We start from the raw sequence: 14,877 nt of genomic DNA, 5'->3' as shown, positions 1-14,877 counted from the left end.
CCCTCAAGCGCATTTACCACTTGCCGGATGGGCAAGTTGAACTGCGCCCTGAGAACAGCGCCATGCAGCCGATGGTATACCCAGCGGCAAGTGTGCAGGTTCAGGGCAAGATGGTCGGCTTGTTCCGGTCTTACTGATTTTGGAGGCCAACACCATGCACACCCACATTAACCCATCACTGCAAGCCTACCTGCTGACCGCATTCCTGTTGGTGCTGCTGGCGGTGGTGTTACACCCGCACGGGCAGTACGCCATCAGCCTGATGGTGGCGGGGGCATTGCTGGCCTATGTGTTGCTGGCAACCTTGGGGCAGGCGGGCAGGGTGGCTTGCCGCCTTGCCTCGGTGGAAGCAGCGGATACGCTGACCCTCCTGCACAAAGGCCGCAAGGTACGGGTCAGGGTGTATGGCATCCAAGCCCCAGACCGCAACCACCCGATGTTTGAAGCCAGCCGCCAAGCACTGGAACAGTACCTGCAAGGCCAAGAACTGGCATTCCTGCCCACCCATCAGGGCAATAAGCGGGCAGGGCGCATCAGCCGTGATGAACGCCTGATGGTCTTTGCCGGAGGCTGGGATGTTGCCTTGCTGCTGTTGGCGGAAGGTTACGTTGGCTTGCAACCTGATGTCGCCAGCACCTTGCCCGAGGCTTACCTTGATGCCCACACCACGGCACAGGACGCCGCCACCGGCATCCATGCCGATGACAGCAACAACGGGCAAAAACCGGGCGCTTGAAAGGGCAGGGCGGCTAAGCGCCCTACCCCGCCAACCTGAACAAAACAAAACCACTGGGACTATACGGACACTGCCATGAACGCCATTGACACCAACAACCTCCTCTCCGCCATCACGCCAGCGCAGGTGTTGCTGGTGGTGGCACTGTTGACCGCACTTTCTGTTGCCGCAGCCGTGCTGAACTACCGCAACACCAAGGATGCACCCCACGCGGGCGTATTCTTTGCGCATGTGCAGGTCTGGCAGATGTCCACCCTCATGAACATGCTGTTCTGGTACATGCTGGGGGCCAGTACGGACGCCATTTCCGCCGCTGTGCTGCCAGCCCTGTTCTTTTGTGCAGACTTGGCAAAAGTGATCGTCCCCCGGCAGGCAAGCTATGCCCACAGTTGGGGTAAGCAGGCAGCGGTGAATTTCCTGCGGGTGCTGAGCATCGCCGCGACCATTGGCCTTGGTTCCCTGTTCGCCCAACAAAACGCCAACAACACCTTGGATGCGGAACTGGCACACCAGCAAATCCAAGCCAGCACCAAGGCCGCTGACGCACGGGTACAAAGCAATGCCCCGGATGCTGAAAGCCTTGCCTTGCAGGAACAGTTGCGTACCAAGATTACCGCCATCCAAAACCGCCCTGCCCTCACAGCATCGGGGAAATACGTCTATTTAAATGGAAAAAATACTGCACCATCCAGTGTGTGGGCTGTTACCCAAGGCTGCAAGCAGGCCAACCCGTACACCAAAGTGCCTAAAAATGGCTGTGAGGAGCTTATCCAGACGCGGATAAACTTGGATAAACTGGCTTCTGGACTATCTAGCCAAGCAAAAAACCTAGATAGACAGTCTGAAACTCTCCAAACCGCCCGTGAACAGCTAAAAAGTGCAAAACCTGCACTCCCGGTCAATGACATGATTGCTGGAGTGCTCAGATTCTTTGGCGCAAGCACGGCAACAACCAGTGACCCTAAGTCCATCTCATTGGTTTTCGGCACAATACTGGCGGTGGCTTTTGAATTATTGATCGTCATCACTTTAATTCCCCATGCAGGAAGCCAAAACCAACCGCAACCAGCAGCGCCCGGAAAAATGGCGAAGCTGAAATTTCTTGTCCGCACCTTGCGCAAAATCAGCAAAATTGCCGGAAAAGTGGGGGTCAAACGCGGGTCAGATGCGGGTCAAAACTTGGATAAAACTTGGATAGTTTATCCAGACGCACAGAGCGAAGGAAATGGGGCTATGGATGGCCTGTTTGGGGAGCCTGCAAAGCCCTCGGAACTGGGCGATTTTAAAAAAGTTACACTTTTGAGCATGACTAAATTTATTGATCTAAATGTTATCGGCGGATCAGATGGGGTTAAATTGAAAGATGGGCACAAGCAGGCATTGGTGTTGTTGATGCAGCACTATGGGAAGCCTGTGGCTACTTGCCAATTCTATGAAACAGTTAGACAGCAGCATGGGGAAGGTATCCGTAAGGCATACATCGACGACGCCAAACTGATCCTGCACCGCAACGGTTACATGAATGCCGTGCCGTATGGCAGCCGTGGGGTGAAATACGAATGGGTGGATGAACGCACCCTGCGCACGGTGATCCGCCAGAAACGCAGCGGCGTTGACCGGCAGGCTGTGGGGGGCCTTGATGGTGGGAAAGTGGTGGCCTTACGCCCAGCAACCCCACCTGCCACCAAACCCGCTAGCGCCACACGGGAACGTAAACAAGACAGGAACCACAGCTTGGAGCTGGCATTGCAGCCAGCCTAATGGCTGGGGCAGGAGCCGGGATCGGTTTACACGTAATGCACACACGCAAGAATTAAGGGGAAAACAGCATGGCTACATTGGAACTGGGATTCATCACCGACGCAAAGCGCCGCCGCGCACGCGCCAGCAAACTACAAGCTGTCACAGGAAACAACCCAGCCGCTGGGGCTGGGGATTTTGCTGGTACAGCAAACAAGCCATCAGCAAGTGGGGCGCTGGCGCAGCTATCCCATAAGCTGGCATGGGTAGGGCATATCCGCTTGCCCCGCATCACGGTCCGCCCGGAAATGCTGGCAGGGGCTGGCGTTGGGGTGGCAGTTGGTGCGGGCTTGTACATAAGCTGGGATGCCATTGCCCACGCGATGGAGGCCGTGGATGCCCAGTTGGTTGCCCCGGATTGGTACAAGCCAGCGCTGTCAGCATTGGGGCAGGCCAGCACCATCGGGTTGGCATCCGGCCTTTATAGCCTGCAATGGGTCATCGGGACGGACATGAAACGGCTGTCCGCTACTATCGCTTATGCCTTGCTGGTGGCCGGGGCAAGCGCACCCGTGCTGACGGTGTGCGGGTTCAATGGCGGGATGGTGGGGCAGTATGTTGCTGGGCTGTTACAAGCCCAAGGTGTTGCGCCTGCCATCATTGCTGCCAGCGGCACATTGCTGGCCTTGTTTGCCTCCCTGCGTTCCGGCAACCCACTGCCCAAGTTGGCGGTGCTGCTTGATTTGGCAGGTGGGGTTGTCACTGGCCTGCTGCCAGAAGGTGGGGAGGAGCCTGCCGCCAACGTGCAGCAAGCCTCAGCACCCGTGGCAAACAGCGCCGATGGTGATGCGCTAAAGGCCAAGATGCGGGAGGTATTGGTTGCCCGCAAGCTGGAATACGTGGATGTCCAACAGGTATGTGTAGGGCCGGTACTGACCACCTTCATGGTGAAAGTGCCGATGGACAAGGACACCAAGGCGCTGGACAAGGAAACCAACAAGATTGCCACGGTGTTCAAGGCCAGTGGTGAGGTCGCCGTGATTGGGCATGTACGGGGGACAGACTGCGGGGCAATCGAAGTGCCCAATGCCAAACGCGGCACTGTATCCCTGTCCGGCCTGATGCAATCACCGGAGTGGTTGGCATTCGACGAACCCTTGCCGATGCTGTTGGGCGTTGATACCTTCGGCAACCCCAAAATGCTGTCACTGCCCAATGCCATCCACTTGCTGGTGGCGGGGTCAACCGGCATGGGCAAATCCATGTTCATGAATGCCGTGTTGCTCAGCATGATGTCACGCAGCACCCCTGACATGCTGCGCCTGCACATGGTTGACCCCAAGCAATTGGAATTTGGCCTGTACGAAGGTTCCCCGTTTGTCGAGGGTGAGATCATCACCGACATGGGCAAAGTCCGCCCCATGCTGGAAGGGCTGATTGATGAAATGGAATGCCGCTACGGCTTGATGAAGGCAAAGAAAGTGCGCAACATTGCCCAGTACAACGCCAAATCAGATGCACCGCTGCCATACGAAGTGGCCTTGTTTGAGGAATTCGCCGATTTTGTCATGCTTGACCGCCTGCTGGGCAAGATGACCAAAGTCAGGGATGCGGATGGCAACGAAGTGGTGGCGACACAGGCCGAGGAGCTGATCATCCGGCTGGCACAAAAAGCGCGTGCGGCTGGCATCCACCTGCTGCCCACCACCCAACGCCCGGACAAGGACGTTGTGACCCCGCTGATCCGCTCCAACATCCCCAGCCGCATTGCCTTCAAGGTCATGTCGGATGGTGACTCCAACATCATCTTGGGCAAGAAGGGTGCAGAAAACCTGTTGGACAAGGGTGACGGTTATGGCCTGTTTCCGGGCAGCACGGAATTGCAGCGTTTCCACGGGCCGTTTGTTACCGAGGCGGAAGTCGAGGAGGCGGTGGCGCAGCAGCGCAGGCGGTGGGTATAAGGGGGGAGCTTTCAGTTGGTGTTGACACGCCAAAGCAATACAGGGAGAAGGCTGGTTATCATGTTTGCTGTCCGGGATGAAGGTTATTCCTGTGTTTGCAAACAGGCACTGCCCGATAAGGTGGCGTTGATACAACCCCACCTTATTCTGGAGCGGCAAAGCCTGCTTGAAATCAGGTGTATTCAAACCAGAGGGTGGAAATCCCTTTATGCGCTGAATAAAGCCAACACCCCCAGTACAGCAAAGATTGCGGCTGCAATACCGTGAACCAGTTTCAATGGCAAATTGCCTGCCATCTTATCTCCCAATAACACAGCAGGAACGTTGGCAATCATCATTCCCAGTGTTGTACCAGCTACGACCCAGAACAAGGACGTATACTGTGCCGCCAACGCCACTGTAGCAATCTGGGTCTTGTCACCCATTTCCGCAAGGAAAAATGCCACCACCGTTGCGCCGAAAATCCCGTAGTGCGTAGCATCCACTTTCATATCATCGTCATCCAGTTTGTCGGGGATCATGATCCACACTGCCATTGCCAGAAATGACAAGCCCAGAATCCAGCGTAAAATATCCTCACCCAATAATGTCGTGACCCACGCGCCAATCGCTCCAGCACCTGCATGGTTCAGCAAAGTGGCAACCAAAATACCGAGAATAATGGGAACCGGGTGGCGAAATTTTGCCGCCAGCACAAGCGAGAGGAGTTGGGTTTTATCGCCGATTTCGGCGAGGGCAACAATGCCAGTTGAGACGAGAAAAGCTTCCATGGGAACTCCAAAGCCGGGCGTTTTCCGATGACCACACACCCTCCCGGCTTTACCGAAGGCATATGGTCAAAGGTCTTGCCAAACCGGAGTTGCCTGCACCATGACCGGGTGGTCAATGATGTTGATACAGGCCCTTTTCAGTGAAAGGAGGCTACTCCCCAATGACCGGGCGAATTCTAATTGCTTGATAGACAAACATCAACAAGCGGTTGTCACCATTGCTATAGGTCAACAAAGGAGAAAATGGATTAAAGGGGAAGTCACAGGATAATTGTTTAAGATTAAGGCCGCAGTACAGCGATCACCTGTTCCAAATCCTCGCTATGTTGCTGCGCGGTAGTTTGCTGCGTACAGCAGGTGGCGTCGGTGATGCTCTTATCATTGGGATGTGGGAGGGTGCTGTATACCTTCGCGGCACTAGCCCAGAATCCCGTTGCCGTTGCTAACAAAGAAAAAGCGGGGGAGAGGCTCCTCCCCAGCTTTCTGGCTTTCCATAAAACACACACTAAAACTGGCTGCTATGGTTCAAGGAACCCATCATTGTCAAACGTCACGACTGTTCCTGCTGTCCTAACGGCAGACTCCTGCGGGTTGACCAAGAAACTTGTGTCCTGCGCGACAGTGCCTTGGTAAACAAAGCTGCTGTCGTAGAAAACCACGTCAGTTCCTCCTTTGAAAGTGGCTTTGGTTCCAGGGAAATACACTAAGCTAGTATCAGCCGCCAAAACGCCACGGTACACAAAACTTGAATTGTTGTCGAACCACACTTCTGCCCCCCCAGCAAATGTGACGCTATCTTGTGGGTTTATCAAAAGTGTAACGTCACTTGCCAGCGTCCCCGACGCTACAAAGCCAGTTTTATAGAACTGGACGGGTGTATTGGCCTTGAGCGTCACATTTGTTTTAGGATTCATCGGGTATGCAGTGTCTACCGTTGGGGTAACAGTATTCGCTGTGTCAATAAGGTCACTGGCGATTGCACCAGCAGCGAGAGATGTTTTTACGTCAGCAATTGGTTCAGCATACGATGGGCTAAAAACGCATAGTCCAAGCGACCCCACCACCACTGCTACTAGTAGCTTGTTTTTCATGTCAATGCTCCTTCGTGTAATTTTGGCTAATTATCTATACATCGCAATGTGATGTTAGGCCAGTAGCCAGTCGTTTTTCTTGATAAGTGTCAACTATGTTCTGAATAGGTGAGTACAGCAGCTTGCCCCCTGCTTCGTTGGTGGCTTCTTGATGCGGGTTATGGCCTGCCTTGGTTGTGGCGGTGAGTGCGACAAACATGCCGGATGGTAATCCCCACATGAGCTAGGATGAGGTTATGTCCGTTTTGAGTCCGGCAATCAGCAGCAGGCTGAGTAAGGAAATGAGCATTGCTGTTGTGAACACCACCTGTGGGGAATAAGCCATCCATAGCCAGCCAAATCCTGCGCCTGCCAGTAACTGCATCACTCCCGTGACCAAATGGAACAGCCCAAACGATGTGCCCCGCAATTCCTTGGGGGCAAGCTGTGCCACCCGTGCCGACAGTAAGCCTTGGGTTAATCCCATGTGCAGCCCCCACAAGACAATCCCAGACCAGAACGCCATGCCTGCGGTATGGCTTGCTGCCAAGGCTAACTGGGCAAGCGCCAGTGCCAACATTCCCATCAACAGTAGCGCATTTTGCCCGAAACGGCTCACCAACACCCCGGCGGGGTAGGCACTGAGGGCATAAATAAGGCTGTAAACCACCAGCACCAGTGGAATCCACACCAGCGCCAGCCCGTTGGCCTGCGCCCGCAATACCAGCAAGGCATCAGTCATACGTGCCAAGGTGAAAACGCCGACCAATAGCAACAGTAGCCAGTAAGCGGCTGGCAGTTTACGGGCATCCTGCCAGTGCAAGGTGGGCTTGTGTCCCGTGGTGGGTGGGCTTTCCGGCTCATCAACCCCCCACCAAATCAGTGCAACGCATACCAGTGCGGGAATGGTCGCCACCCACATCACCAACCGTAAATCGTGCGAGTACCCGTACAGCATCAGCATTGCCAGCAAGGGGCCTGCAAATGCGCCCACCGTATCCAGTGACTGGCGCAACCCATACGCCACATGCAACAGATCAGGCGGGGTAACATCCGCCACCAGTGCATCGCGGGGCGCACCCCGGATACCTTTGCCAATGCGGTCAATGAAACGGGCCAACACCACTTCGGCCGCACTATTGGCAAGGGGAAAGATCGGCTTGGTGAGTGCCGCCAGCCCGTAGCCCGTCAGTACCAATGCCTTGCGCTTACGGAAACGGTCAGAAATCACCCCGGAAAATACCTTCATGATGGAGGCAGTGGCTTCTGCAATCCCTTCCACCATGCCGACAGTGAACACCGACAGGCCGAGGGTGGTGGTTAGGTAAATGGGGAGCACGGCATGGATGAATTCTGACGACATATCCATGAACAGGCTGACCAAGCCCAACATCCAAACCGTGCGGGGTAATTGTGGCATTACCATGAGCTATTTCCTGTTGGTTATGGTTGATGTCGATAAGTGTACCCCTGAAAATGAAAACTTCTAATATCGGGGACGGATGTGGTTTGCTTATACCTGATAATTTTGCTACGTTTAACGGACTATCACATAACACTGCAAGTGGCAGACCCTAAACTGTATGCGTAAACACATCATCACATTGCTCATCCTGCTGATGGCTGCCTTGCCAGTCTGGTCGGCATCGGCTGTGTGCCACCATGTGCAGCAGAAAGCAATGCCACAAATGATGATGCAAGCCGATGGGCACGATTGCTGCCTCGATATGCAGAAACAGCAAACTAACCATCACGCTGCCGATACTTGCCATTGCGACCAGTTCCAACACGGGCAGTTTGTCTTGGGCTTGCCCGTTATATTGGTGGCAGTACCGACCAACCGTCTTATCCCTTCTGTCTTACCCTTGCAATCCCTGCCCGAACGCGCCGACGCACCTTACCGCCCACCTATCGCCTAACCTGTAGGCCGGATTTTAATCTGGCGTAGGTCAAAAAATAACCACAATGGTTTTTGTCGGGATAAATCCCGACCTACAGTGCGTAGGTATAAAACAATGGAAAGATATTTGTCTGCGGTATTATGCGGCAGTTTACTGCTGGGTATGGCAAGCATCCCCGCGCCCACCTTTGCCCACGGTGGCGAAGACCACGGTGATGAGGCTGCGCCCAAACCCGCAGTGCTTGCCCCCGCCAGTGCTGGGGTACGGCTAGAGTTACAGTCGCCGGATGTGGAGTTGCTTGGTATTTTGCACGACGGCAAGCTGACCCTGTATGCCGACCACTTTGCCACCAATGAACCGATCCCCTCCGCGAAGGTGGAACTGGAAAGCAAGGGGCAAAAACTTGCCCTGCAAACCGAAGCCAATGGTATGGCAGAAGTTGCCGCAGGTTGGCTTTCCCAACCGGGGCATTACGAAATCACTGCTACCGTGCAGGCCAAGGGGGTTAACGACCTGCTGATTGGTACAACAGATATTCCCCCACCGGACGCAGGCACTGTTGAAAAGCCATGGTGGAATTTCTGGGGAAGCCAATTACAGGACATGCTCCTGCCCCAAGCAGCATGGGCGCACGGTGGTGAAGACCACGGTGACGAAGCCAAACCCACCGCAGTTCCCCTGCCCGCTACCGCACGGGCAGTGCCCACCCGCCTGCCCGACGGCAGTGTGTTCATGCCCAAGCCCGCGCAACACCTGCTCGGCGTCCGCACAGTGCTGGGCAAGGTGCAAGCGGTGGCGCAAACTGTGCAACTCAACGGCACGGTAGTGGCTGACCCTAACGCCAGTGGGCGGGTGCAGCCCAGCCAAGCAGGCCGTGTCATTGCCCCACCCGCCGGATTCCCCGCCGTGGGCAGCCGGGTGGAGAGCGGCCAAGTGCTTGCCCATCTGGAGCCGTCTGCCAGTAACATCGACAAGGGCAACCAGCAGGAAAAGATTGCCGAAGCCCGCAGCGAGCTTGCGCTTGCCGACAAGAACGCGGCACGGCTGGAAAGCATTGCCGGGGTCATTCCCCGTATGGAAGTGGATGCTGCCCGCAGCACCGCCGACACCCTGACAGCCCGCCTGCAAGCTTTGCAAGGCAGCCTTGTGCAACAGCCGGAAGCCCTGCGTTCACCCGTATCCGGTATTATCAGCGCCGCTAACATCATGCAAGGCCAGCAGGTTGCAGCCGGTGAAACCCTGTTTGAAATCATCGACCCGAACCAACTTCAGGTGGAAGCCCTCGCCTATGACCCCGCGTTGGGTGGGCAGGTTACGGGCGCATCTGCCCTCACCGCCGACCAAAAAACTTTGCCGCTGGAATTTGTCGGCAGCAGCCAGCAATTGCGCCAGCAAGCCTTGCCGTTATGGTTCCGTATCCGTGCCTCCAACGCCCATCTGAGCGTGGGGCAGGCACTCAGTGTGGCGGTGCAAACCCAAGCGTCGCTGCAAGGCATACCCGTCCCTGCCTCCAGCGTGGTGAAAAACAGCCAGCAGGAATCCGTCGTATGGACGCACGCCACGGCGGAACGCTTCGTGCCACACAAGGTTACAGTACTACCGCTGGATGCGGACATGGTGGTGGTGACGGACGGGCTTAGCGGTACGGTACGGGTGGTGACACAAGGCGCGGCTTTGCTGCCGCAAGTGCATTAGGGGGCAACCATGTTCAACGCCATTATCCAAACCAGTTTGCGCCAGCGGATTTTCGTGCTGGCAGGCGCGGTATTGCTGCTGCTGTACGGCTTCTTCACCCTGCAACGGATGCCAGTGGATGTGCTGCCTGACCTCAACAAGCCCACCGTCACATTGATGACCGAGGCCGAAGGCATGGCCCCGGAAGAGGTGGAGCAGCTTGTCACCGCCCCGCTGGAAACCGCGATGAACGGGCTGGCGGGCGTGACCCGTGTGCGTTCGGTGTCCGGCGTGGGGCTGTCCATCGTGTACGTGGAATTCGGCTGGGGGACGGACATTTACCGCAACCGCCAGCAAGTCTCGGAGCGTCTGAGTGCCATCAGCAGGCAACTGCCCCCCGGAATTGCCCCACAACTGTCGCCTGTCAGTTCGATCATGGGCGAGATATTGCTGATTGCGATGACCACCGACCCTGCCAAAGCCAGCCCAATGCAGGTACGCGACCTTGCCGATTGGGTGGTGCGCCCGCGCTTGCTCGGCATTGCCGGGGTGTCGCAGGTGATCCCGATGGGAGGGGAAGTGCGCCAGTACCGCGTCACCCCCGACCTTGCCAACATGGGGCGGCTGAACATCACGCTGGAACAGGTGCAGGCGGCGCTAAGCGGGTTTGCCAGCAACACCAGCGGCGGCTTTCTGGAAGCGCAGTCGCAGGAATACCTGATCCGCAACGTGGGGCGTACCACCCGGCTGGAGGATATGCAGGGATTGGTGGTCGCCCAGCGTGACGGCGTGCCGATCCTGTTGCGGCAAGTGGCGGAAGTCAGTTTTGCCGCCGGGGTGAGGCGTGGTGAGGCCAGTTTCATGGGCAAGCCCGCCGTGATCCTCTCGGTACAGAAGCAACCGTCTGCCGACACCGTGCAGCTTACCCACGAGGTCGAAGGCGCGTTGGCGGAACTCAACCGCAACCTGCCCGCCGGGGTGAGGGTCGACAACCTGCTGTTCAAGCAGGCGAATTTCATCGAAAGTTCCATCGGCAATGTAAAACAGGCGCTGCGTGACGGGGCGGTGATCGTGGCGGTGCTGCTGTTCCTGTTCCTGCTCAACGTGCGCACCACGCTGATTTCGCTGACGGCGATCCCGCTGTCGTTGCTGGCGGCGGTGCTGGTGTTCCACGCCTTCGGGCTGTCGGTCAACACCATGACGTTGGGCGGGCTGGCGGTTGCCATCGGTGAATTGGTGGATGATGCGGTGGTGGATGTGGAAAATGTGCTGCGCCGCCTGCGCCAGAATGCCTTACTGCCCCAGCCGCGCCCGGTGCTGGCGGTGATTGCTGCCGCCTCCCGCGAAGTACGCTCCGGGGTGGTGTATGCCACCCTGACTGTGGTGCTGGTGTTCGTGCCGCTGTTTTTCCTTACCGGGATTGAGGGCAGGCTGTTCACGCCGTTGGGGATTGCCTACATCGTGTCGATACTGGCGAGTTTGGGGGTGGCGGTCACGGTGACGCCGGTGCTGTGTTATTACTTGTTGGGGAAGACGGGGAACGCAAGCGCAGGTGACTCCCCACTCGTCCGTGTCCTCAAACGTACCGACGAACGCCTGCTGCATTGGTCATTCCGCCACGGAGGTCTCTTGCTCAGCACTGCGCTGTTGCTGGTAATGCTGGCGGCGGCGAGCGTGCCGTTTTTCCCCCGCGCCTTCCTGCCCGCGTTCAACGAAGGCACGCTGACCATCGGCCTGCTGCTGAACCCCGGCACTTCGCTGACCGAATCCAACCGCATCGGCACGCTGGCGGAACAACTGCTGCTGCAAGTGCCGGAAGTGACGCAAGTGGGGCGGCGCACCGGGCGGGCGGAGCTGGACGAACACGCCGAAGGGGTGCATTCCACCGAAATCGAGGTTGACCTGAAACCGTCGGAACGCCCGCGTGAAACGGTGCTGGCAGACATCCGCGCACGGCTTGCGCCGATCCCCGTCTCCCTTAACATCGGGCAACCGATTTCCCACCGGCTTGACCACCTGCTGTCTGGAGTCCGGGCGCAGATTGCGCTGAAAGTGTTCGGTGACGACCCCGACACCTTGCGCAGCCTTGCAGAAAGCTTGCAAACCCGGCTGGCTACCATCCCCGGCTTGGTCGATTTGCAGTTGGAAAAGCAGGTGCGCATCCCGCAGTTGCAAGTACGGGTGGATTACGCCAAAGCGCAGCAATACGGCGTTACCCCGGCGGCGGTCAATACCGCGCTGGAAACCCTCACCAATGGTGCAAAAGTGGCGCAGGTGATTGACCGCAACCGCCGTGCCGACGTGGTGGTGCGCCTGCAAGACCGTAACCGCAAGGCGCAAAGTTTGTCCAACCTGCTGGTGGAAACCCCCACCGGGCGCGTCCCCTTGCACCTGCTTGCCAGCATCGACGACACCAGCGGCCCCAACCAGATCGTGCGCGAAAATGGCCGCCGCCGCATTGCGCTGTCCGCCAATGCCGCTGGGGATGCGGACATGGCGGCGGTGGTCGCCGCAATCCGGGCGGAACTGGTGAAATTCCCGCTGCCGGAGGGTTATTTCACCCAGCTTGAAGGCCAGTTCCAAGCGCAAGAGGAGGCCAGCAGCCTGATTGCGGCACTGGCGCTGGTGTCGCTGGCGTTGATTTTCTTGGTGCTTTACAGCCGTTACCAATCGGTGGTGCTAAGCATGATGGTCATGGGCAACATCCCGCTGGCGTTAGTCGGCGGGGTATTGGCATTGTGGTTGGCAGGGCAAACCTTGTCGGTGGCAAGCCTCGTCGGTTTCATCACGCTGGCGGGCATCAGCACCCGCAACGGCATCCTCAAAATCAGCCATTACCTCAACCTTGTCGCGCAGGAAGGCGAGACCTTCGGCACTTCCATGATCGTGCGCGGCAGCTTGGAACGCCTGACCCCGGTGCTGATGACCGCGCTGACCGCCGCCTTCGCACTATTGCCGCTGATGCTGGCGGGCGGCGAGCCGGGCAAGGAAATTTTGCATCCCGTGGCGGTGGTGATTTTCGGCGGGCTGGTCAGTTCCACCCTGCTGGATACGCTGCTGACTCCGGTGATGTTTTACCGTTGGGGCGAAAAGCCCCTCATTGCTTTTCTATCCAATCAAGGAGCTAACCATGAAACTGTTTAAGACCACCCTGTTCGCCGCGTCCCTGCTGATGGCGGGCTATGCCTCCGCACACACCGATGCGTTTCTCGACACCCAGCCCAGCCCCCACGGTGGGCAGGTGCGCATGACCGACAGCTACCACTTCGAGTTAGTGGTGAAGGACAAGGACTTGACGGTCTACGTGATGGATCACGGTAACGGCGCAGTTGCCAGCGGGGGGATGACTGGCACGGCAACCGTGCTGTCCGGCGATGCCAAGGTTGAGGTCAAGCTAGAACCCACCACCGACAATATCCTCAAAGGCACGGGCGACTTCAAAACCGCTGATGATATGAAAGTGGTGGTATCCATCGCGCCTGCACCACAGACGGCACGCTTCACGCCATTCCAAAAAGCAGAAGCAGAACCGGCTGCTGCGGAAACACCTGCAACGGCAGCTCCGGCTGGGCACGACATGAGTACGATGGACATGGGGAAAAAGGATATGCCTGCGACGGATGCCACGAAAAAGTAACCGTAGGGTGGGAAAAATGCGAGCGAAACCCACCTTTTCCCCTTCCCGTGCCAACCTTTTCCCCGCCCACGCGAAATTACCCTTAACGCGGAAGGCAGCAAAGGAGCTGATTTGAAACCGGACACCCGGTTTGCACTAGAAATGTTTTTGCGCCGCGTCGGCTCCCCAGCGTTGGCGTTTGCTTCCCTGAGCCTGCGTGATAAAGATACCGTACTCGACATGGTGCAGGAGGTCATGGTCGGCTTCGTCAAAGTCGCACAAGATTTTGAAATGGAGGTGTGGAAGAACCTGTTTTACAAGGGGGATGGTCGCCATATTGGGCTAGCAGTAAACTTACTGTGCTTGGGTCTTGTGAGAATGACTCCTCCGAATAGCCCAAGCACCACAGTTGCCTGCTATAGGCCGGTTCACCCCCTGAGATATTGGGGGTGGACTGTTTTCAAGTGGCTTCCCCCTCTTGGCTGTTGCCTACGGCACTTCCTTGAACCCTATCACTACGACCAGCCCCGATACCAACATGGCAATCCCCACCAGCCAGAAGGTTACGTCCAAGCCTTGCACCCATTGCGCCAGCAACCCCATGCACAGCGCACCCACCGCGTAGCCGAAATCGCGCCAGAAACGGTATACGCCCAACAAGGTGCTGCGTTGCGCGGGTGGGCTGACATCGGCGACTGCCGCGCCCAGCGTGGGGTAAAGCATTGCCATGCCGAAACCGATTAACCCCGCTTCCAGCGTCCACAGCCATACAGTGTGCGTAAGTACCAGCAGCAATACGCCGATGCCGCACAACCACATGCCACCGACAATCAGCGGTTTGCGCCCGAAACGGTCGGAGGCGGGGCCGGTGATAAGCTGGCTTGCGCCCCACACCAGTGCGTACACGCCGATGATGGAACTGCCTTGTACCAGCGTCAGGTGTTGCGCCACGAACCACACAGGCAGGATGACCCATACCAGCGCGTCAGTAAATTTTTCCACCAATCCGGCTTGGTTCAGGGCAAGCAGGTTGTGGTTTTGCCAACTGGCGTAGAGGAAGGCTTGCCCTAATGACGGTGGGGTTGCAGGTTTTATTCCCTGAGTATTTGAAGTTGGGGGATGTGCCAATGCCCACGGACGGGTTTCACGGATTATCAACAATGCCAGCACTAACCCGGTAAGGATCACCACCGTGCCAAACAGGAACAGCCCTTGCCGTGCCCCATAAACATCCACCAGCCAAGCAGTCACCACCCCCGCTACCGCCACCGCTGCATAGCCGGAAAATTCATTTAGGCCATTGACCAACCCTTTTTGGTTCAGGTTGGTCATATCCAGTTTGCTGTTGAGGGTCATTGACCAGCACAAGCCTTGGTTGATGCCAAGCAACGCAGTTGCCGCCACTACCC

The 14,877-nt window shown here is 57.2% G+C and carries 12 protein-coding genes and 1 riboswitch; of the genes, 8 read left to right on the top strand and 4 right to left on the bottom strand.

Annotated elements, in window-relative coordinates; translation table 11 throughout:
• The first annotated feature begins 11 nt into the window (after positions 1-11).
• From PHE17_RS21775 to PHE17_RS20715, 4 genes are all read left to right on the top strand, one after another.
• Positions 12-137, top strand: a complete 126-nt coding sequence (locus PHE17_RS21775; protein ID WP_363320163.1) for a hypothetical protein — start codon at positions 12-14, stop codon at positions 135-137.
• A gap of 17 nt (positions 138-154) precedes the next feature.
• The gene (locus PHE17_RS20725; RefSeq protein WP_301017832.1) at positions 155-736 is read left to right on the top strand and encodes a hypothetical protein; all 582 of its coding nucleotides are present in this window, start codon (positions 155-157) and stop codon (positions 734-736) included.
• A 75-nt stretch (positions 737-811) separates the two neighbouring features.
• A complete protein-coding gene (locus tag PHE17_RS20720; RefSeq protein ID WP_301017831.1) occupies positions 812-2,497 on the top strand; it encodes a hypothetical protein in 1,686 nt (561 codons plus the stop codon).
• Between the two features lie 68 nt (positions 2,498-2,565).
• A complete protein-coding gene (locus PHE17_RS20715) occupies positions 2,566-4,437 on the top strand; it encodes an FtsK/SpoIIIE domain-containing protein (protein ID WP_301017830.1) in 1,872 nt (623 codons plus the stop codon).
• 206 nt (positions 4,438-4,643) lie between these two features.
• On the opposite strand, the gene PHE17_RS20710 is transcribed toward PHE17_RS20715, so the two are convergent.
• The 3 genes from PHE17_RS20710 to PHE17_RS20700 all read right to left on the bottom strand — a co-directional run bounded on the left by PHE17_RS20710 (position 4,644) and on the right by PHE17_RS20700 (position 7,703).
• Positions 4,644-5,207 carry a TMEM165/GDT1 family protein gene (locus PHE17_RS20710; protein WP_301017829.1) on the bottom strand — a complete coding sequence of 188 codons (564 nt, stop codon included), beginning with the start codon at positions 5,205-5,207 and terminating at the stop codon, positions 4,644-4,646.
• 3 nt (positions 5,208-5,210) lie between these two features.
• Positions 5,211-5,379, bottom strand: a riboswitch (yybP-ykoY riboswitch).
• A gap of 346 nt (positions 5,380-5,725) precedes the next feature.
• A complete protein-coding gene (locus tag PHE17_RS20705) occupies positions 5,726-6,298 on the bottom strand; it encodes a hypothetical protein (protein ID WP_301017828.1) in 573 nt (190 codons plus the stop codon).
• 223 nt (positions 6,299-6,521) lie between these two features.
• Positions 6,522-7,703: an MFS transporter gene (locus PHE17_RS20700; protein ID WP_301017827.1), complete on the bottom strand. Its 1,182-nt coding sequence runs from the start codon at positions 7,701-7,703 to the stop codon at positions 6,522-6,524.
• Between the two features lie 157 nt (positions 7,704-7,860).
• On the opposite strand from PHE17_RS20700, the gene PHE17_RS20695 reads away from it, so the two are divergent.
• From PHE17_RS20695 to PHE17_RS20680, 4 genes are all read left to right on the top strand, one after another.
• Entirely contained in the window at positions 7,861-8,196 is a 336-nt protein-coding gene (locus PHE17_RS20695; RefSeq protein ID WP_301017826.1) for a hypothetical protein, read from the top strand.
• A gap of 96 nt (positions 8,197-8,292) precedes the next feature.
• A complete protein-coding gene (locus PHE17_RS20690; RefSeq protein ID WP_301017825.1) occupies positions 8,293-9,873 on the top strand; it encodes an HlyD family efflux transporter periplasmic adaptor subunit in 1,581 nt (526 codons plus the stop codon).
• Between the two features lie 9 nt (positions 9,874-9,882).
• Complete coding sequence (locus PHE17_RS20685; protein ID WP_301017824.1) at positions 9,883-12,996, top strand: efflux RND transporter permease subunit; 3,114 nt, start codon at positions 9,883-9,885, stop codon at positions 12,994-12,996.
• Positions 12,983-13,489 carry a hypothetical protein gene (locus PHE17_RS20680; RefSeq protein WP_301017823.1) on the top strand — a complete coding sequence of 169 codons (507 nt, stop codon included), beginning with the start codon at positions 12,983-12,985 and terminating at the stop codon, positions 13,487-13,489. Before PHE17_RS20685 ends, PHE17_RS20680 begins: the two co-directional genes overlap by 14 nt.
• A 468-nt stretch (positions 13,490-13,957) precedes the next feature.
• On the opposite strand, the gene PHE17_RS20675 is transcribed toward PHE17_RS20680, so the two are convergent.
• Positions 13,958-14,877: MFS transporter (locus tag PHE17_RS20675; RefSeq protein WP_301017822.1), on the bottom strand; the 920-nt coding region annotated here is incomplete at its 5' end.

The organism is Thiothrix sp. (assembly GCF_028714775.1).
In the GTDB taxonomy this organism is placed as follows: Bacteria; Pseudomonadota; Gammaproteobacteria; order Thiotrichales; family Thiotrichaceae; genus Thiothrix.
Note: the sequence above shows the minus strand (reverse complement) of the source record. Positions and strands in the feature narration are given on the sequence as shown.

Bases quoted from the DNA above. Each gene is read 5' to 3' on its own strand.
- PHE17_RS20700 (WP_301017827.1), bottom strand. From the start codon at position 7,703: ATGGTAATGCCACAATTACCCCGCACGGTTTGGATGTTGGGCTTGGTC.
- PHE17_RS20725 (WP_301017832.1), top strand. From the start codon at position 155: ATGCACACCCACATTAACCCATCACTGCAAGCCTACCTGCTGACCGCA.
- PHE17_RS20715 (WP_301017830.1), top strand. From the start codon at position 2,566: ATGGCTACATTGGAACTGGGATTCATCACCGACGCAAAGCGCCGCCGC.
- PHE17_RS20680 (WP_301017823.1), top strand. From the start codon at position 12,983: ATGAAACTGTTTAAGACCACCCTGTTCGCCGCGTCCCTGCTGATGGCG.
- PHE17_RS20695 (WP_301017826.1), top strand. From the start codon at position 7,861: ATGCGTAAACACATCATCACATTGCTCATCCTGCTGATGGCTGCCTTG.
- PHE17_RS20720 (WP_301017831.1), top strand. From the start codon at position 812: ATGAACGCCATTGACACCAACAACCTCCTCTCCGCCATCACGCCAGCG.
- PHE17_RS20690 (WP_301017825.1), top strand. From the start codon at position 8,293: ATGGAAAGATATTTGTCTGCGGTATTATGCGGCAGTTTACTGCTGGGT.
- PHE17_RS20710 (WP_301017829.1), bottom strand. From the start codon at position 5,207: ATGGAAGCTTTTCTCGTCTCAACTGGCATTGTTGCCCTCGCCGAAATC.
- PHE17_RS20705 (WP_301017828.1), bottom strand. From the start codon at position 6,298: ATGAAAAACAAGCTACTAGTAGCAGTGGTGGTGGGGTCGCTTGGACTA.
- PHE17_RS20685 (WP_301017824.1), top strand. From the start codon at position 9,883: ATGTTCAACGCCATTATCCAAACCAGTTTGCGCCAGCGGATTTTCGTG.